This window comes from Thermostichus sp. OS-CIW-26 (genome assembly GCF_054058395.1).
Map to the genome: position 1 here is coordinate 1 of NZ_JBSSAG010000005.1, position 17349 is coordinate 17349.

Annotated in this window: 18 protein-coding genes and 1 pseudogene; 12 read left to right on the forward strand and 7 right to left on the reverse strand. The window is 57.6% G+C overall.

Annotated features, from left to right (window positions below; all coding sequences use genetic code 11):
* Positions 1 to 172: pseudogene (locus ACVW0C_RS03575) on the forward strand (IS5-like element ISSoc13 family transposase); the annotation flags it as partial.
* Between the two features lie 144 nt (positions 173 to 316).
* Here the strand turns inward: ACVW0C_RS03575 and ACVW0C_RS03580 are convergent.
* The 4 genes from ACVW0C_RS03580 to ACVW0C_RS03595 form a co-directional block, all read right to left on the reverse strand.
* Positions 317 to 634, reverse strand: coding sequence for a DUF4394 domain-containing protein (locus ACVW0C_RS03580; RefSeq protein ID WP_457384370.1), 318 nt, complete (start codon positions 632 to 634; stop codon positions 317 to 319).
* 344 nt (positions 635 to 978) lie between these two features.
* Entirely contained in the window at positions 979 to 1761 is a 783-nt protein-coding gene (locus ACVW0C_RS03585; protein WP_457384371.1) for an ABC transporter permease, read from the reverse strand.
* A 17-nt stretch (positions 1762 to 1778) separates the two neighbouring features.
* The gene (locus tag ACVW0C_RS03590; protein ID WP_457384372.1) at positions 1779 to 2522 is read right to left on the reverse strand and encodes a class I SAM-dependent methyltransferase; all 744 of its coding nucleotides are present in this window, start codon (positions 2520 to 2522) and stop codon (positions 1779 to 1781) included.
* Positions 2523 to 2552: 30 nt separating this feature from the next.
* Complete coding sequence (locus ACVW0C_RS03595; RefSeq protein WP_011432802.1) at positions 2553 to 3080, reverse strand: FHA domain-containing protein; 528 nt, start codon at positions 3078 to 3080, stop codon at positions 2553 to 2555.
* 391 nt (positions 3081 to 3471) lie between these two features.
* On the opposite strand from ACVW0C_RS03595, the gene ACVW0C_RS03600 reads away from it, so the two are divergent.
* The 5 genes from ACVW0C_RS03600 to ACVW0C_RS03620 all read left to right on the forward strand — a co-directional run bounded on the left by ACVW0C_RS03600 (position 3472) and on the right by ACVW0C_RS03620 (position 7221).
* Positions 3472 to 4116 carry a DUF3038 domain-containing protein gene (locus ACVW0C_RS03600; RefSeq protein ID WP_011432801.1) on the forward strand — a complete coding sequence of 215 codons (645 nt, stop codon included), beginning with the start codon at positions 3472 to 3474 and terminating at the stop codon, positions 4114 to 4116.
* 61 nt (positions 4117 to 4177) lie between these two features.
* Positions 4178 to 5125 carry a DUF4335 domain-containing protein gene (locus ACVW0C_RS03605; protein ID WP_457384373.1) on the forward strand — a complete coding sequence of 316 codons (948 nt, stop codon included), beginning with the start codon at positions 4178 to 4180 and terminating at the stop codon, positions 5123 to 5125.
* Between the two features lie 398 nt (positions 5126 to 5523).
* Positions 5524 to 6579, forward strand: a complete 1056-nt coding sequence (locus tag ACVW0C_RS03610; RefSeq protein ID WP_457384374.1) for a CobW family GTP-binding protein — start codon at positions 5524 to 5526, stop codon at positions 6577 to 6579.
* 91 nt (positions 6580 to 6670) lie between these two features.
* Positions 6671 to 6997, forward strand: a complete 327-nt coding sequence (locus ACVW0C_RS03615; RefSeq protein WP_238376924.1) for a hypothetical protein — start codon at positions 6671 to 6673, stop codon at positions 6995 to 6997.
* A gap of 2 nt (positions 6998 to 6999) precedes the next feature.
* Positions 7000 to 7221 (forward strand): hypothetical protein, encoded by a 222-nt coding sequence (locus ACVW0C_RS03620; RefSeq protein ID WP_011432797.1) that lies wholly within the window; start codon positions 7000 to 7002, stop codon positions 7219 to 7221.
* A gap of 45 nt (positions 7222 to 7266) precedes the next feature.
* Here ACVW0C_RS03620 and guaA read toward each other — a convergent pair whose 3' ends face one another.
* Positions 7267 to 8817 carry a glutamine-hydrolyzing GMP synthase gene (gene guaA / locus ACVW0C_RS03625; protein WP_457384375.1) on the reverse strand — a complete coding sequence of 517 codons (1551 nt, stop codon included), beginning with the start codon at positions 8815 to 8817 and terminating at the stop codon, positions 7267 to 7269.
* Positions 8818 to 9237: 420 nt separating this feature from the next.
* Here guaA and ACVW0C_RS03630 point away from each other — a divergent pair, with 420 nt between their 5' ends.
* The 3 genes from ACVW0C_RS03630 to ACVW0C_RS03640 all read left to right on the forward strand — a co-directional run bounded on the left by ACVW0C_RS03630 (position 9238) and on the right by ACVW0C_RS03640 (position 11490).
* On the forward strand, positions 9238 to 10227 hold the full coding sequence (locus ACVW0C_RS03630; protein WP_457384376.1) for a hypothetical protein: 990 nt from the start codon (positions 9238 to 9240) through the stop codon (positions 10225 to 10227).
* Positions 10224 to 11006, forward strand: a complete 783-nt coding sequence (gene rsmG / locus ACVW0C_RS03635; protein WP_457384377.1) for a 16S rRNA (guanine(527)-N(7))-methyltransferase RsmG — start codon at positions 10224 to 10226, stop codon at positions 11004 to 11006. Before ACVW0C_RS03630 ends, rsmG begins: the two co-directional genes overlap by 4 nt.
* Before the next feature lie 196 nt (positions 11007 to 11202).
* Complete coding sequence (locus ACVW0C_RS03640) at positions 11203 to 11490, forward strand: RNA recognition motif domain-containing protein (protein WP_414329140.1); 288 nt, start codon at positions 11203 to 11205, stop codon at positions 11488 to 11490.
* Between the two features lie 75 nt (positions 11491 to 11565).
* On the opposite strand, the gene ACVW0C_RS03645 is transcribed toward ACVW0C_RS03640, so the two are convergent.
* Both ACVW0C_RS03645 and ACVW0C_RS03650 read right to left on the reverse strand, forming a co-directional pair.
* Positions 11566 to 12399, reverse strand: a complete 834-nt coding sequence (locus ACVW0C_RS03645; protein WP_457384423.1) for a metal ABC transporter permease — start codon at positions 12397 to 12399, stop codon at positions 11566 to 11568.
* Between the two features lie 292 nt (positions 12400 to 12691).
* Positions 12692 to 13453 carry a metal ABC transporter ATP-binding protein gene (locus ACVW0C_RS03650; protein WP_414381929.1) on the reverse strand — a complete coding sequence of 254 codons (762 nt, stop codon included), beginning with the start codon at positions 13451 to 13453 and terminating at the stop codon, positions 12692 to 12694.
* A gap of 59 nt (positions 13454 to 13512) precedes the next feature.
* Between ACVW0C_RS03650 and ACVW0C_RS03655 the strand changes: the two genes are divergently transcribed.
* From ACVW0C_RS03655 to fabI, 3 genes are all read left to right on the forward strand, one after another.
* Positions 13513 to 14475: a metal ABC transporter solute-binding protein, Zn/Mn family gene (locus tag ACVW0C_RS03655; RefSeq protein WP_457384378.1), complete on the forward strand. Its 963-nt coding sequence runs from the start codon at positions 13513 to 13515 to the stop codon at positions 14473 to 14475.
* A 72-nt stretch (positions 14476 to 14547) separates the two neighbouring features.
* Entirely contained in the window at positions 14548 to 16353 is a 1806-nt protein-coding gene (gene aspS, locus ACVW0C_RS03660; protein WP_457384379.1) for an aspartate--tRNA ligase, read from the forward strand.
* A gap of 219 nt (positions 16354 to 16572) precedes the next feature.
* On the forward strand, positions 16573 to 17349 hold the full coding sequence (fabI, locus tag ACVW0C_RS03665; RefSeq protein ID WP_011432788.1) for an enoyl-ACP reductase FabI: 777 nt from the start codon (positions 16573 to 16575) through the stop codon (positions 17347 to 17349).

The following is a 17349-nucleotide window of genomic DNA, read 5'->3' on the forward strand; positions in this document are numbered from 1 at the left end:
TAGAAAGACGCAGCGGCATTATGACAAGCATCTGTATAAAGAGAGGCATTTAATCGAATGCTTTTTTCATAAGTTAAAGCAGTACCGGCATCTATTTTCTCGTTTTGACAAATTGGCCAGGAACTTCTTGAGTTTTCTCTATCTCGTCAGTGCTCTCTTTTGGCTCAAATGAAAGATCAACACAACCTAGTTAGCTTTGCTAACTCTACCTCAAGTTCTGGGGGAAGTCGCGCCTGTGGAGATTCCTCTGCCGGGGTTGGGTCAAAAGCTCAGCTAGGTAAGGGTCGTAGAAGCAGGAAGCAACCGGTTGTTTAGTTCATCCTGGGCGGTGAAATAAACGACCATGAGTTGCGGAACGGTTGAAGTCCATGCCAGAAAGCGTGCCCGCGGTGAAGGGAACCGACAGAGTGCTGGCCACGGTAGCGACACCGGTCTGCAAGTTGATGGTGTAAAGGATGCTGGTGTCGGTCAGCCCGTAAAGCAGCCGGTTGGCAGGGCGCACATCGATACCAATGAGGTTGCCGTTCACTCCTGTTACCGTCAGGGATCCTTGCACAGAAGCATCGGCGGAGCGGATAAAGGTGAGGCGGTTGCCGCTGCTCAAAGCCACCAAATCCGCTTGGGAAGGCATCATCGAAGACGAAGTGCTGCTGCCACAGCCCAAGAGAGCAAAACTGCCGGCTATCACAGATGCTGCTACAAAGCTTGTGTGTTTGTGCATTGAACAGGCTCCTCAAAAGATCGACAAACCATCAAAACCACTGACAGACAAGCCCCCCTAAACCACAGAGCCTGTGGCTGCAAAGCGCTGCAGTGAAAACTTTTTTGCCCTCAACCCAGAGAACTCTGCGATTCCCTCTGCCTTGTGAAGGAGAAGGCAGTTGTTCTCCGCGATGTCAGCGCGTGGGGCGCGTCTGTAGAAATTACTCAACTCCCCGGAACTCGGATGCCTGGGATCCAAGCTTTTTGGCCCAGACTTTAACTGGAAGCGCTGGTGTAGAAGCGCAGGGCAAAGCGCCAGAAAAGATGGGATCCCCACAACAGCCCCGCCGCCAGCAGAGCGGATCCCAGCAGCCACGGCCATTGGGCTCGCCCCAGCAAGGTCTCCGCCGGGATCGTTGTCAAGAAAGCCACCGGCACGATGAAGGTAAAAAACACGCGGTAGGCCACCGGATAAGCCACTATCGGAAATCGTCCTGCCTCTACTAGGCCCCGCAGCACCTCGGTGACGTTGTAGATTTTGACAAACCAAATGCTGGTGGCTCCCAACATAAACCAGAGGCTGTAGAGGATGATCAGCCCCAGCAGCAGAGGCAGCAGCCCCAAAGCATAGGCCCAAGCAGGCAAATGGAGCTGGATCCCGGCGTAGAGAATCAGCAACAGGCCAAAGCCGATATCCACCAGGCCCCAGGGGGAAAACACCCTGGCCGACAGCCAAAACTGGCTGCTTATTGGCTTTAGCAAAACAAAATCCAAGGTGCCTTCCTGCACCTGCTGCACAATGCGATTGAGGTTGACGTTAAAGAGACTGGCCGACACCCCCTGCAGAATGGTGAACACCCCCAACACGATGAGGGCTTCCGGCCAACTCCAACCGCCCAGCCGGTGCCCCTGCTGGTAAAACAACGACAGCCCAAACAGAGCGGATCCCAAGCCACCCAGACTGCTGAGGCTGGCAAAGAAAAAATTGGCACGGTACTCCATTTCTGCCGCGATTGAGGTGCTCCAAAACAGCCACAATATCCGCAAATAGCGCAGCACCTTGGTTTTCTCCAATCTCAGCTTTTATCCCACTTGCGGTAACAGCGGGCGGTAATGAAATAGGGGTGAAACACCTCCAAAAAACGGCTTTGCAGCACCTGAAAGAATTGCTCTACCTTTTGCGGGTCGTCCAGGTGAAAAGGAAACTCGCCGTTAAACCCCTTGAAAAAGTACCAGTTGATCAAAAGCTTACCTGACGGCTTGAGCCAGTCGTAAAACTGCCGCAACTGCGCTGCCGGATCCGCCAGATGTTCCACCACATCGAAGCAGATGACGGTGTCAAAAAAGATCTCTTCTGGGAAGTTTTCTGGACAGTGGATGCACTCGGTTAAGCCCAGCTTTTCCGCCCGCCATTGCACAAACTGCCGATGGATGGGGTTGATATCCCAGAAGATCACCTGATCCACCGCTGCGCAGAGGGCCGCCCCGATAGCATGGGTGCCGATGCCGCCGCCAAAATCCAACACCAACCCGCGGGCATGATCCGCCACCAGGCGTAAGGTATCGCCGATGTAGTCGGTGCTGCTCAGGTGCCAAGCCGCCAAATCCAGCAGATAGGCGGATCTCACCTGATCCCGATAAAACGCATCTGCCCGATCCCAGCCAAAGTCTCGCTGGCCCAACTCCGCCAATTGCTGCTGCCCTGCCCGCAGTTTCTCCCGCAGATCGGCAGCCCCAAGGCCCAGGAAGGATCCCAGATGGGCTTCTAGGTCAAAGGCATTTTGCCAGTAGCCGCTCAGAGCAGGTGGGATGGGGGGCACAGGAGGATTCAGAAGACTGGTTGGGTTGGCTTAGGCAACAGTGAAATCCTCTTCCTCTGGCTGAGCCAGGTTTTCCGGGTTCGGCTCCGTGTCTTTATTAAAATCAAAGGTGGATGGGGATGTAGAGCTAGCAGCATCCAGAGGCTGCAATAACTTGGCTAGGGTTTCCGGGCTGAGTCGATCCGTTGTCTCCACAATTGCTGTTACGTTCGGCCCAAACCTTATCTTATCTAGGAGCTGAAGGCGATGGGACAAAACCCGTTTTCCGTTGACGAATAGGCCATTGGTGCTGGGCCTGGATCCCGGACTGCCATCGAATACCATGTAGCTGTACTGCAGGGATCCCTGTGCAGTTGGCCCTGAACCTGGGATGCGGATGAGGGAAGCGTGTTTCCGAGAGACGCAGGGATCGTAAAGGCGAATATGATTGTCTTTAGACCGTCCCACTGAGTAATAGATACTATCCAGAACAACCCCCCTCTGCCCCAATCGATCCCTGAAGATCAAGACCCAGTGAACAGGGACAGGCTGAGTACTGCAGCGAGCAGAAGAGGCCATGATGAATCAAGCTGCACCTAGAGTCGCTGGTGTCAACAAAAGGGAAACTCAATGAAGGTGGGTAGTCACTTAGCTCTTAAAGGCCAAAGCAGCAGCTGCTTTCCCCATTATAAGTAGCCATCCCCCTGAGTCCAAAAGCCCAAGTTCAGCTAGGAGTAGGGGTGTTGCCGAAACAGAAACCGGCCCAGAAAACCCATTCTTATTGGTCTAAGATGCATCCAGAGTTACCCCGTTTTGGGGAAGAACCCTGAGAGCTCAACTCTCGGCAGGCTGGCGAGCAGTCTAGCATGCCCAAAGTCTTTTAGACTAGAGCGCAGGGAGGTAGGTTGCAGGTTTGGCTTGGACAGGAGATCATAGAGTTTCGTCGAAACCCAAAGCTCCCATTGACAGCGTGACGGTGGAACACAAGCACATTCAGTTAGACAGTCGGCCCGTTGGCCTGAACACAGCCACCGGTACCATCAAAGCCCAGTTGGACTTGCTACTGCTGGGGTTGGAGTCCCTGAGCGGAGAAAGTTCCGAAGCGGTTCTGGCCGCAGCCAAAGCCCTCAACTTGGAAGAGCAGATTGGCGACCGGGTGACCCTCTGGCGACTGCGCAATGCTAACCCCTTGCGCCGCAGCAGCGGTGGGCGCAAAAAGGTCGATATCGAAGAGGCCCGCGCCCTGGTGATGGTGATTGCCTATCTGGCTGCTCAGCAACAAGCCCGTATCCGCAGCACCTTGGAGCAACTGGAAGCCGCTGTCGATCAAGAGCTCAGCCCCTTCCGTCAGCCGCTGGTGGGAGATTACTTGGATGAATTCCTCTCTCACTACCGCAGCCGCATGGTGGATGGGGACGTGCGCGATGAGAATAGCCTCACCGAGCTGGCCCTGCGCATCTTGATTGAGCTGATGTTCTACAGTAGCCCGAAAGGCGCTCAGCGCCTGTGGAAAGCCTTGCTCAGCCGTCCTGAGATGGATTTGCCTGCCGGCAGCGATCTGGAAGAAGAGGGGGTGGCCCACAGCTCCGGCCCCGATGCCTCACCCTCTTCTTGAGGCAGTTTTGTCAATTATCGCCTCTGTAGCCCTCTACCCGTGTTGTTTGCCCGCAGTTGCCATGCCCAACCTTACCCTGGTTAGCCACACCTATCAACAGCCCACTTCTACGCTGACTGTACAGGGAGAAGCCCCTGCCGATTCCAATTCTTCAGACTCCTCTGCAACGCCGCCGCTGCAAGCCATCCAGCGCAGCTTCGAGTGTCAGTTGGAAATCCGCCAGGGGGAGACAGTCAAAACTTTACACGGCGATAACGTTTGGCTCAACGATTTGATCACCGTAATCGACCGCTACGTGGGATCCCATCTGAGCGGCACGCCCAAGGGAACCTTCAGCGGTACCGTGGCCATCCGTCCGCTTGATTTTATTTTTCATCGTCTCACGGTGCGCCAAGGGGAAGATCGCATCGCGCAGGTGGATTTGTCGATGACGCAGTTGTACGACCTGCTGGAGAACCTCTCCCAGGTGGCGGATGACATTCCCCAACTGGCCAATCTGGGAACTCCGGTGACGCGGGCTTGGTATCGACAGCCCACTGGGATCGCGGCCCTGCTGGTGGGAGGGATCGCAGTTGTGGCCGGTGTTGGGATCTGGGCCAGTCGCCCCCCTAGGGATCCCACAGCTTCCCCTTCCCCGCAAGAGCAGCTCACCATCCCTGCCTTGACGGGTCAATCGCAGCCTTTGGCCACATCCCTCCAAGAATCTGACCCAACAGCGGGAAGAGAGGCAGCAGGGGCGGATCCCCTTTCCCGTCTGCGAGACATTTTGGCAGAGCAGTGGCAGTCTCCCCCCGATTTGCCGGAGAGCTTGGCCTATCGAGTAACTGTAGATGAGACGGGATCCCTGCTGGCTGCCGAGCCGGAGAATGAGCTTGCCCGAGAGCGCCGAGCCGAAACCCCATTTGCCGACCTGCCGGAGCTACCGCCGGATCCCTTGCCAACAGGCGCACAACAGTTCCGCGTCAGCCTAGAGCCGGGCAACCAGGTGGAAGTAACCCAGGACAGGTAGGCATCCCGACAGGCCAAGCTGGGGTGGGTCAGCACTATAGTCTACCTAGGGATGTTATCGATAGTCACTTCAGGTTAGGGTGAGACCCGTGGGCCACTGAGAACAGCTCTCTGGCCCCCTGCGTTCAACGTTTTAGGTGTTGGGTGCATTGTCCCAGTTTGAATCGAAATAACCCTACTTTCAGGGCCGGGGGATTAGAGGAAGCGATCTGACCCTGGAGGATTAAGCCGGAAAGAGAGAGACCATCCAGTTCAGACAGCCAAGGCTGCCGCCAATGCCGAGGCGCAAAGGCTCTACTGATCGCATCTGAAGGGTTTAATCGGCTTCAGACAGCTAGGGCAATGAGGACAAGAGGATAAAGTGGAAGAGTTCCCTCTATATCGGATCGCTGCCACTCTATGACCGTAACCATCGAAGTGCCCAAGCGAGGCTTACCTGTCACCATCATCACGGGCTTTTTGGGCAGTGGGAAAACCACCCTTCTCAACCACATCCTCAACAACCAAAAAGGGATGCGCACAGCGGTGCTGGTCAACGAATTCGGCGAGATCAGCATTGATGCGCAATTGATTGTCTCCAGCGAAGAAGATTTGGTCGAGCTGAACAACGGCTGCATCTGCTGCACCATCCGGGACGACATCGCCGAGAGCGTGTTGCGGTTGATGGAACGCTCCGACAAAATCGACTACTTGGTGGTGGAGACCACGGGATTGGCGGATCCTTTGCCGGTTGCCCTCACCTTTTTAGGGCCAGAATTGCGAGACCTGACGCGGCTAGACTCGATTGTCACGCTGGTAGACGCCACCAATTTTGCCCCCGATCTGTTTAACAGCGACGTGGCCTATAGCCAAATTGCCTATGGGGATGTGATTCTCCTTAACAAAACTGACTTGGTTGAGGAAGCCGAAATCGAGCGTCTGGAAAAACGCATCCGCGAGATCAAAGAAGATGCCCGCATTTTGCGCACCGTCAACAGCGCAGTTCCCCTGGAGCTAATCTTGGATACCGATTTGTTTCAGGCCAGTTCCTTGCCCCAAGAAGAAGCCCATGATCACGACAGTCACGACCACCATGACCATGAGCACGATCATGACCACTGCGAGCACCCTGACCATCACCACTCCCATCCCAGCCACATCGAGGCTGACGGCTTTAACTCCCTAGCCTTTGAGAGCGATCAGCCCTTCTCTTTGGATGCTTTCCAAAATTTTCTCAACGAGTTGCCCGATGCAGTCTTTCGTGCCAAAGGGGTGTTGTGGTTCGAGGAAAGCCCAGAGCGACATATCTTTCACCTCAGCGGTCGGCGCTATACCCTCAGCAGCGATGAGTGGCCTCGCCAGCCCAAAAACCAGTTGGTGCTCATCGGTCAGCGCCTCGATACAGCCCAGCTGCGGAAAAAACTCCAAGCCTGTCTTGCCCGCCCGGCCACGCGGGGTCAAGGGTTTGGTCGCTGAATCAGGACTTGGCGGCAGTCCAGGCTAAAGAAAGTCGGGCTACATTCCAGCACCCTCGATCATAAACCCCTGAGGTGATGGCGCACCCTCCATGTCCGACATCTTCGTGATGATCCGCAACCAGGCCAACAACGCGCTCACCTCCATCGATGGGATCCCTTTTCTCAGTTTCCTGGAGCGAGAGGGGCAGTTGATTGCAGAAGAAACCATTGAGTTGATCTATGCAGACGCTGGATTTGATGACCTGCCGATTGGAGAATACACTGTGGGGGTACGGCATGAACGGGTGGAGCCCCCGAAAGCCACCTGCCCGGTCAGTATTGCCTCTGAGGACGAGGTTGTTTTGGTAACATTTGTTTACCTTGAGCCCGAGCGGGTTCTGCTGACTATTCACGTCTCTGTGGAGAAGAGGTTGTAGCCATGACTGTCAAGGTCATCCCATCGCGCTCGATCAAAGCCTTTCGCTATCGAGTGTTTTGTTTGGGACAGGATCTCTGGAATGCCCGGGATCCGATTAGCCGTGCCAACCTTGCTCTGCAACTGGCGGATGCCGCTACGACTTTGGCCCGAATGGAAGTCCAAGCCGCTCAGCCCTTCAGCTCAAGCCCTTCCTATTCCCTGCCGGAAGCTGGCCATAGGTAGCCATCGATCCAGCCAGGAATCGAGGCCAGACGCAAGGGATCCCGCCTACTCCCACTCGATGGTGCCAGGGGGCTTGGAGGTGATGTCGTAAACCACGCGGTTGATGCCGGGCACCTCGTTGACGATGCGGTTGGAAATGGTGGCCAAGAGGTCGTAGGGAACTCGCGCCCAATCGGCGGTCATACCGTCTTCACTGGTAACCAGCCGCACCACCACCGGGCAGGCATAGGTGCGCTTATCCCCCATCACCCCCACCGACCGCACCTCTGGCAGCAGCACGGCAAAGGCTTGCCAAAGTTTGGGATAGTAGCCGGAGCGGTTGATCTCCTGCCGCACGATCATGTCCGCTTCTCGCAGGGTTTCCAGCCGTTCTTTGGTAACCTCGCCTACAATGCGGATGGCCAGCCCCGGCCCCGGAAAAGGATGGCGGCCCACAATCTCTTCCGGCAGACCCAAAGAGCGGGCCAGTTGCCGCACCTCATCTTTGAAGAGCTTGCGCAAAGGCTCTACCAGCTTAAAGCGCAGATTTTCGGGCAGGCCGCCGACATTGTGATGGCTTTTGATCTTGACGGCAATGCGTTCTCCAGTAACCGGATCCACATGGGTATTGGCAGACTCGATCACGTCTGGGTAGAGAGTGCCTTGGGCTAAGTACTCAAAAGGACCCAGCCGCTGGGATTCTTCCTCAAACACGCGAATAAACTCTGCCCCAATTCGTTTGCGTTTTTCTTCGGGATCGGTAACCCCCTGCAACTGCCGGAGAAACCGCTCCTGGCCATCCACGTAGTGGACGGGAATGTGAAATTGCTCTTGGAAAAGGCGCAGCAGCCGCTGGGGCTCTTCCTTGCGCATAAACCCTTGGTCGATGAACACGCAGGTGAGCTGGTCGCCGATGGCCTTGTGCAGCAGAAAAGCCAAAGTAGAGCTGTCTACCCCCCCCGAGAGGGCCAACAGCACCTTCTTATTGCCCACACGGGCACGTACCTCTCGAATGGCTTCCTCCAGAAAAGCTGCCGTTGTCCAGGTGGGCTCGCAACCGCAGATGTGATAGACAAAGTTGCGGATGAGAAAGGCGCCAGCCTCTGAGTGGGCCACCTCCGGATGAAATTGCACCCCGTAGAGACGACGCCTTGGATCGGCAATGGCGGCATAGGGGGTGTTGTCGGTAGAGGCCAAGGTGTGAAAGCCCGGCGGCAGTTCGGTAACCGAATCCCCGTGGCTCATCCACATGATGCTGTTTTCCGGCAGGTTGGTGAGCAGGTCGGTGGGATCCAAAATGTGCAGAGCGGCACGGCCATATTCCCCCTTCTGGGCTGCTTCCACCTTGCCCCCCAACTGCTGCACCATGAGTTGCATGCCGTAGCACACCCCCAGAACCGGGATCCCTAGGTTCCAAATCTCGGGGTCACACACCGGAGCGGCTGGCTCATACACCGAGTTGGGGCCCCCGGAGAGGATAATGCCCTGCGGTTGCAGTTGCCGCAGTTGCTCAGCAGTGGTGCGATAGGAAAGGATTTCCGAATAGACGTGGGTTTCGCGAATGCGGCGGGCAATCAGCTCAGAGTACTGGGATCCAAAATCGAGAATGACAATCATCTGGCGCTGCACTTCGAGGGGGGAAAGGCCGGAACTGGGAGGAGATGCAGAAGGGATCACAAAACCTGGCACAGTGCACAATAAAAAAGCCGATCCAAGAGACTAGCTTGGCTATGGATACGATGGATACGAAAGAAACATTAAGGGCTCTTCCATGGTAACAGGGGTGGAGAGCTTGCACGCGGCTGCCTGCTCTAAAAAGCCTCTGTCAGGCTTGCCGAGAAAACAGCGCTTCTCGGAGGAGTCTCGCCGAAAAACCGCCTGATGAGCCCCTGAAAAAGCTGGCCACCGGCTGGGCATGACTCCCGCCAACAACGCAATACAGAAGCCAGATGACCTAGCAAAGTTAAGACTTATGATCGTGAAGGAGCGCTCCAGGCCGGTGGGGGTATTGGTAGGGATCCGCAGTGCCATTTTTTTATGTCGATTGTTGCCGAGTCCTTTCAAACCTATCTGCGCCGCCGCCGTCGTCTTCTAGCCCGCCGTCTCAAGCGACAGCAGGGCTGGGTCGTGGTTTTGGCTCTGCTGGCTTTGTACTTGCTCAGTTGGGATGCGCTGGGCGAAGATGGGTCACTATCGCACCTGTGGAGGGGACAACCCCTGTGGCTGGTGTTGATCCCGCTGTTGGGGGGAGGGCTGTACAGCTTGGGCGCCGGGGTGATCTGGATGCTGCGCCAGCGCTGGTCTGCCCAGCTGTTGGCCGAGATGATCAGCTTGCCCCATTTGACTTTGGCTGCCCTGATCTGGCTGGGGTTAGCCGTTTGGGGAGAGCACCTTTCGCCTTTCCTGTTGCGACAAAAAAACCAATTGTTGGCGGGCCTGTTCGTCAGTTGGCTGCTGGCTCAGGGGTGGAGTTTTTTCCAGACAGGTTGGGTAGTAGAGGCTGGGCAACTGTGGGCCGACTACCTGCAGGAGCTGCGCGGTTCTGTATTACAGCCTTGCTACCAGCGCCTGGAAGCCTGTCGTCGCTCGCTTCATCTTTACCACGCCATTTGGCAAGACCTGCAACTGGAAGAACTGGAGGCCCAGCACCTGATTCAACTGTTGTCTGAGTCGTTGCTGCCGCTGACCCTGCCGCTCAAGGTCTATGCTCAGCGGGTTCACCATTGCTGTCAGCAGTTGGCAGCCCTGCTGGCGCAAATGCAGGAGCGGGTAGAGCGGTTGGAGCAGGTGCTTTTGAATGTAGAGCTGGAGTTGGCCTCTCATCAGTTGCTTCAGGCTCAGCCGCAGCCGATTAACTTGCTGGCGGAAGATTGGGCCAGCTGTCAGGAGCTGGATTTGCAGGAGTTGGTTTGCTTAAACCAAGAGCTGCTGGGCACCGACCGTTCTTTGCAGGGCTTGACCCAAGAGCTGAAAGGCTGGGCCGACAGAGCCATCCCCGCTGGATTGAAACTGGGATCCCTGGGATGAAGAAGGCTGACGCTCCTTCCTCTGAGCCTCCAGAGCTCAAGGCCCTGTGGGAAAGCTGGCTGGCGGATCTGGGTTGGCAGCCTTCTGAACAGCAGCAGCAACAACTGCAACAGCTCTATCCGCTGGTGATGGCCGGAAACCGAACCCAGAACCTGACCCGCATCACCGATCCCATCGACTTTTGGGAGAAACACCTGTGGGATTCGCTGCGGGGCCTACGCCTGCTGGGATCCTGGGAGGCAATCCAAGCTCAGCCCTGGCGGGGGATCGACATCGGCACCGGGGCAGGGTTTCCGGGGATCCCGGCCCAAATTGCCCTGCCTCAGGCCAGCTTTACCCTGCTGGACAGCACCCAACGCAAGATTGCCTTTGTACAGGACACCTTGCAAAGGCTCTCCCTCACCCAAGCGCGGGCAGTGGCTCAGCGGGCCGAAATTTGGGGGCAAGACCCGCAGGAACGGGGCAGCTATGATATTGCTCTGGCCAGGGCCCTGGCCTCGGCGGAGACCTGCGCCGAGTATTGTCTGCCACTGCTCAAGGTGGGGGGACGCGCCATCCTCTATCGCGGCCATTGGACCGAGGCAGAAGCCCAAACTTTGGAGCAGGCCCTTGAGCTCCTGGGCGGAAAACTGATCCATGTAGAAGCCTTCACCACACCCCGCAGCCGTGGGGTGCGCCACTGCCTACTGCTGGAGAAAGTAGCCCCCACGCCGCCTCCTTATCCCCGCTCTCCCGGCACTCCCAAACGCCAACCGTTGGGCCAAAGCAATCGCCCATGAAGGTTAGGATCCTGAGTTTCCATCTTGCTACAAAAGCTTCTCCCAATTCTCGGACAAAAAGCTGGAAGGATGGCTTTGCAAATGCCATTGGGAAGACTAAGATGTGGTTGGCATGAGGTTCGGATTGAGCGAATGGTTTAACCAGGTGAGCCTCCGAACTGAACGCTAAAGGGTAAGGTTCGGAGTTTGCTACACCATGACCATTTTTGTAGGTAATTTGTCCTTCAAGGCCAGCGAAGAAGATCTGCGACTTGTGTTCGCCGAATACGGCACCGTTAAGCAAATTAAGCTGCCGGTGGATCGGGAGACTGGCCGTAAGCGAGGTTTTGCCTTTGTGGAACTGGAAAACGAAGCCGATGAGCAAAAGGCCATCGACGAGCTGGATGGCGCTACTTGGATGGGCCGGGATCTGAGGGTCAACAAGGCGTTGCCTCGGCAGGCCGGTGCAGGCGGCAGTCGGGATGGCCGCTCTTCCCGCTTCTGAGTTGACTACCTACCGCTTTCTACCCTCTCTCAGATGAGGTTCGAACCAGGGATCCCGACCTGCGATCCCTGGTTTCTAGCGCGTTCCTGAGAACACTCTGCCCAGAAAGGCCAGGCTAAACCAGGCGGAGGCCACCAGGACGATGGCCGGGCCGGAGGCCACATTGAGGTAGTAGCTGGCGTACATCCCCAGCAGGCTGGCGCTCACCCCAAATAGGGATCCCAGCAGCATCACCTGGTGCAATCGAGGCACCACCAGATAGGCGGTTGCCGCTGGCGTGATCAGCATGGCCAACACTAAGAGCACGCCCACTGCCTTCATGCTGGCCACCAACGTCAGGGAAGTGAGCACCATCAGCCCCCACCCCAGCCGCTCGGTGGGCAGGCCGGCTGCTTTGGCCCCCAAGGGATCGAAGCTGTAAAAGGTCAATTCCTTGAAGAAGAGGGCCACTAACCCCAACACCAAAAGGGTGATGCCCACCACTGTCAGCACATCGACAGCATTCACCCCCAGGAGGTTGCCGAAGAGGAAGTGGTTGAGATCGATGCGAGCCCGCCGTTGGATCAAAGTGATCAACAGGATCCCCAAGGCAAAAAAGGCCGAAAAGACGATCCCCATGGCTGCATCCGGCTTGAGGGGGCTGGCGGAGCGGATCCATTGAATTAAGAGGGCGCTGAGGAGACCGGCCACAAAGGCTCCCACAAACAGGTTGAGGCCCAGCACGTAGGCAATGGCCAGGCCCGGCAGCAGCGAATGGCTGATGGCATCCCCCAGGAGGGCCAAGCTTTGCACCAGCAGATAGCTGCCCACCACGGCACAGAGAATGCCGACGGCCACCGCCACCAGCAGAGCCCGTTGCATGAAGGCAAAACTCAAGGGATCCGCCAGGCTGTGCCAGAGCCATTCCATAACGTTGTTGACCTCAAACTCTGATACATTCACGCTGAACTCTCCTGAACATGGTTCAGGAAAGAAGCGATCGCATCCTGCCTATCTCTGAGCAGGAAGGCGGTATCCCGCAAAGCCCTGAGGAATACCCCCCGAGCGCTTTCCCCCTTCACTTCCCGGCAACCGTTGCGGTGGACTCAAGGATCAGGGGGAAACTTGGTCTACTATATCCCTCTCAATGACTTTTGCCAAACCGCCTAAAGCTCAGTAAATTCAGCAAAGTTCAGGGTTTTGGGGGTTAGAGGCATGCTCCCTAGGCAGCTGAGTCCAGCAGCAGGGCTCGGCCATAGGCCCGCTGCAACACCGCTGGCTGCAACACCTCCCGCGGGGATCCCTGGGCAATTAAGACACGGTTGAGGAGGAGCACTTCGTCGAAGTAGGCCCGGGCCTGCCCCAAATCGTGGTGCACCACCATCACGATGTGGCCGGCATCTGCCAGCTCCCGCAACACCTGGAACAAAATAGCTTCGCTGGGCTGGTCGATCCCGGCAAAGGGTTCGTCAAGGGCGTAGATCTCCGCTTCTTGCGCCAAGGCCCGCGCCAGGAACACCCGCTGCTGTTGTCCCCCCGACAGCTTTCCAATGGGGCGATCCCGGTAGGCCCCCATCCCCACCCGCTCCAGGGCTTGAGCAGCCCGCTGCTGCCCCTTTTTCCCGATGCGGCGAAACCAGCCAGCAGCTCTCACCTGCCCCATCAACACCACATCCCACACCGTGGCGGGAAACGACCAGTCGATGGCCGAGCGCTGGGGTACATAGGCCACTTGCTCTCCCCGCAGCGCTTGTCCGCCGTAGCGCACTTCCCCCCGTTCCAGCGGCACCAACCCCAACAGCCCCTTGAGAAAGGTGCTTTTGCCGGCCCCGTTGGGCCCGAGGATGCCCGTGATGCGCCCCGGCGCGATTTCAGCCTGGATCCCTTGCAGCACCTGCAGGCTGCCGTAACGCACCGTCAGATCCCGCACCACCAGGGATCCCCTGGCCGGGCGAAGAGGGAGAGGAGCAGATTGCTTTTTCATTTTGCTTTCATTTTCGGTAAGTCCAGTGTACCCTAAAGGGACATCTAAACCATGAAACGATGAACAAAAGTCTTGTCTTCCTTTGGGGGCGGCGCCGTTGGGTAGCAGCCTTCGGCTTGGCAATAGGACTCTGTCTCGCTGACGGGAACGGCAGTTTTCTGGCCTTGGCCGGTTCGGGATGGGCGCGTTCCCGCGTTGTGGCCACCACCACACTGATCGCCGATTGGGTGGAGCAGGTGGGCCAAGATCGCATCCAGCTCACCAGCCTGCTGCAGCCGGGGATGGATCCCCATGTCTACGAGCCAACGCCGGCGGATGGGGTGGCCCTAGAGCAGGCAGACTTGGTGTTCTGGAATGGCTACAACCTGGAGCCGGGGTTGATGCGTCTCATCGAGGCCACAGCCCAACAGGCGCGGCGGGTTGCCTTGGCCGAGATCCTTGAACCTATTGTTGCCAACGAGGACGGGATCCCCACTCCCGACCCCCACGTGTGGGGCAATGTGGAAAACGTCATCCGCATGGTGGAGCGCATCGCCCAAGAGCTGGCGGAACAGGTGCCTGGCGAGGCGACCTTCTTCCAAACCAATGCTGCTGCCTATCGAGCAGAGCTGGAGGAGCTTCATGCCTGGATTGGGGAGCAAATTCAGACCATCCCCCCTCCCAACCGGGTTTTGGTGACCACTCACGATGCCTTTGCCTACTACACCCAAGCCTACGGCCTGAAAATGGGGGGATCCCTTCTGGGGATCAGCACCGAAGAACAGCCCAGCGCCCAGACTGTGGCCCGGTTGGTGGCCGAGATCCGCGCTCTACAGGTGCCGGCTGTCTTTGCCGAGACCACCCTCAACCCGGCCCTGATCCAAACGGTGGCCACCGAAGCCGGGGTCAAGGTAGCCGAACAGAAACTGTACTCGGACTCTTTGGGGGAGCCAGGCAGCGGCGCCGAAACTTACGTTGCCATGATGCGCCACAACACCTGCACGATTGTGGTAGCCCTGGGCGGATCCCCTGAATGCTCTTGAGAAGCTGAGTCGAGGCAGGAGGTCTGAGTTTTGTATGATAGGGGCTCAGACCCTTGTTCTCTCACCTCTTCCATGCCTGCTGCCATCCATCGCCCGGCCCGCACCCTCTACTGTGGCGAAGTCCGCCCGGCCCACATTGGCCAGACCGTCACCCTCTACGGCTGGATCGACCGCCGCCGCGACCACGGGGGGGTGATCTTTCTGGATTTGCGGGATCGCTCTGGCATTGTGCAACTGGTGGCGGATCCGCAGAAAACTCCGCAGTCATATCCACTGGCGGGGGAAGTGCGCAACGAATATGTGGTGCGGGTAACGGGAACTGTCCAGCAACGGCCCCCCGACTCCTTCAACCCTCGCCTGGCCACCGGCGAGGTCGAGATCTACGCCGAACAGTTGGAAGTGCTCAGTCGAGTCGGCAAGCAGCTCCCCTTCAGCGTCTCGGGAGAAGAAGCGGAGGAAGTGCGAGAAGAGATCCGCCTGCGCTATCGCTACCTGGATTTGCGGCGGGAGCGCATGTCCCGTAACCTGCAACTGCGCCACCGGGTCATCCAGGCCATCCGCCGTTTCCTAGAGGATGAAGAGGGCTTCATTGAGGTGGAGACCCCCATTCTCACCCGCTCCACCCCAGAAGGGGCCAGAGACTACCTAGTGCCCAGCCGCGTCAACCCCGGCGAGTGGTTTGCCCTGCCGCAGTCGCCCCAGCTCTTTAAGCAGCTGCTGATGGTGGCGGGGGTGGATCGTTACTACCAGATTGCCCGCTGCTTTCGGGATGAGGATCTGCGGGCGGATCGGCAGCCGGAGTTCACCCAGTTGGACATGGAGATGAGCTTCATGGATCAAGAAGGGATCCTGGAGCTCAACGAGCGACTGATCTGCCATATCTTCAAAACTGTCAAAGGGATCCACCTGCCCCGTCCCTTCCCGCGCCTGACCTATGCCGAGGCCATGGCCCGCTACGGCTCCGACAAGCCTGACACCCGCTTTGGGATGGAGTTGGTGGATGTTTCGGAGGTGTTTCAGGGATCCCGATTCAAAGTCTTCGCCAAAGTGCTGGCTGAGGGCGGTTTGATCAAAATCCTGCCAGTGCCCGGCGGCGATGAAAAGATCTCCAACACCCGCATCAAACCAGGCGGGGATCTGTTCAAGCTGGTCACCCAGTATGGGGCGGGCGGCTTGGCCTTTATCCGGGTGCGGCCCGACAGCCTCGATACCATCGGCGCCCTGAAAGAGAGCTTGAGCCCCGAGCAGGAGAAGCGGTTGCTGGATCTCACCCAGGCCAAGCCAGGGGATCTGTTGCTGTTTGGGGCAGGGCCGGCGGCAGTGGTGAACGAGTCTTTGGGCCGGCTGCGGCTGCACCTGGGCCAGGAGCTGGGTTTGATCCCAGAGAACGCCTTGAATCTCCTCTGGATCACCGACTTTCCCATGTTTGAGTTCAACGCCGAAGAAAATCGCCTGGAAGCCCTGCACCACCCCTTTACCGCCCCCCACCCCGACGACTTGGCCGACCTGAAAACGGCGCGGGCCCAGGCTTATGACCTGGTGTGGAACGGCGTGGAAGTAGGAGGGGGATCCCTGCGGATTTACCAGCGGGAAATTCAGGAGCAGGTTTTTCAAGCGATTGGCCTCACCCCCGAACAGGCGCGGGACAAGTTTGGCTTTTTGTTGGAAGCCTTTGAGTATGGCACCCCGCCCCACGGCGGCATTGCCTACGGCCTGGATCGGCTGGTGATGTTGCTGGCCGGGGAAGATTCCATCCGGGATGTCATCGCCTTTCCCAAAACCCAGCAGGCGCGATGTTTGCTCACCGGCGCTCCTTCCAGCGTTGAGGCGAAGCAGCTCAAGGAACTGCACGTGGCTTCCACCTATCAGCCCGGTTGAGGGAGGTATCTTCCAACGACCACGGGTGCTCGATGATTTCGGCACGGGTAACAGGGCTGCGGAGATCCAGCAGACAATATTCCTTTTCAACCAAAAGGACTTTCATTGTGGAAGCCGGGCCTTTTTGACGGGAGTTCAGGAGTGCCTGGGATCCCTTCTCCCAGCCCCAGCTCCCACCTGTGGGAGGATAGAAAGGAATACACCCCTACTTTTTTTGCCATGCTACAGCTGACGGGAAAGAAAGCCTTGGTAACCGGCATTGCCAACGAGCGCTCCATTGCCTGGGGCATTGCTCAGCAACTGCACAAAGCGGGGGCCAGCCTAGGGGTTACCTATCTGCCGGACGAGCGGGATCGCTTCAAAACCAAAGTTCAGCAACTCACGGATCCCTTGCAGCCAGATTTTCTCCTCCCCTGCGACGTGCAAAGCGATCAGCAGATCAGCGATCTGTTTCAGGGGGTAACCGAAAAATGGGGTCAGGTCGATATTCTGGTTCACTGCCTGGCCTATGTCAAAAAAGAGGAGCTGAGCGGCAACTTCAGCGATATCTCGCGGGAGGGGTTTGCCCTGGCCATGGATGTGAGCACCTACTCCCTGATTGCCCTCTGCCGGGCTGCCAAGCCCCTACTGAGATCCGGCAGCAGTGTCCTCACCTTGACCTACTTGGGAGGAGTGCGAGTGGTGCCCAACTACAACATGGCTGCCGTCACCAAAGCGGGCCTGGAAACCTGTGTCCGCTACCTGGCTGCCGAGCTGGGCCCTGCCGGGATCCGGGTGAACGCCATTTCTGCCGGCCCAATCCGCACCTTGGCCTCATCGGCCATTTCCGATTTTCATGCCATGCTGCATGCTGTGGAGGAGAAAGCTCCCCTACGGCGCAATGTCACTCAAATAGAGGTGGGCAATGTGGCGGCTTTTCTGGCCAGCGACCTGGCCAGCGGCATTACCGGCCAGGTGATCTACGTGGATAGTGGGTATAGCATCCTGGGTTTTTAA

Bases quoted from the DNA above. Each gene is read 5' to 3' on its own strand.
- ACVW0C_RS03580 (WP_457384370.1), bottom strand. From the start codon at position 634: ATGATGCCTTCCCAAGCGGATTTGGTGGCTTTGAGCAGCGGCAACCGC.
- ACVW0C_RS03595 (WP_011432802.1), bottom strand. From the start codon at position 3,080: ATGGCCTCTTCTGCTCGCTGCAGTACTCAGCCTGTCCCTGTTCACTGG.
- ACVW0C_RS03605 (WP_457384373.1), top strand. From the start codon at position 4,178: ATGCCCAACCTTACCCTGGTTAGCCACACCTATCAACAGCCCACTTCT.
- ACVW0C_RS03610 (WP_457384374.1), top strand. From the start codon at position 5,524: ATGACCGTAACCATCGAAGTGCCCAAGCGAGGCTTACCTGTCACCATC.
- ACVW0C_RS03615 (WP_238376924.1), top strand. From the start codon at position 6,671: ATGTCCGACATCTTCGTGATGATCCGCAACCAGGCCAACAACGCGCTC.
- ACVW0C_RS03620 (WP_011432797.1), top strand. From the start codon at position 7,000: ATGACTGTCAAGGTCATCCCATCGCGCTCGATCAAAGCCTTTCGCTAT.
- guaA (WP_457384375.1), bottom strand. From the start codon at position 8,817: ATGATTGTCATTCTCGATTTTGGATCCCAGTACTCTGAGCTGATTGCC.
- ACVW0C_RS03630 (WP_457384376.1), top strand. From the start codon at position 9,238: ATGTCGATTGTTGCCGAGTCCTTTCAAACCTATCTGCGCCGCCGCCGT.
- rsmG (WP_457384377.1), top strand. From the start codon at position 10,224: ATGAAGAAGGCTGACGCTCCTTCCTCTGAGCCTCCAGAGCTCAAGGCC.
- ACVW0C_RS03640 (WP_414329140.1), top strand. From the start codon at position 11,203: ATGACCATTTTTGTAGGTAATTTGTCCTTCAAGGCCAGCGAAGAAGAT.
- ACVW0C_RS03645 (WP_457384423.1), bottom strand. From the start codon at position 12,399: ATGGAATGGCTCTGGCACAGCCTGGCGGATCCCTTGAGTTTTGCCTTC.
- ACVW0C_RS03650 (WP_414381929.1), bottom strand. From the start codon at position 13,453: ATGAAAAAGCAATCTGCTCCTCTCCCTCTTCGCCCGGCCAGGGGATCC.
- ACVW0C_RS03655 (WP_457384378.1), top strand. From the start codon at position 13,513: ATGAACAAAAGTCTTGTCTTCCTTTGGGGGCGGCGCCGTTGGGTAGCA.
- aspS (WP_457384379.1), top strand. From the start codon at position 14,548: ATGCCTGCTGCCATCCATCGCCCGGCCCGCACCCTCTACTGTGGCGAA.
- fabI (WP_011432788.1), top strand. From the start codon at position 16,573: ATGCTACAGCTGACGGGAAAGAAAGCCTTGGTAACCGGCATTGCCAAC.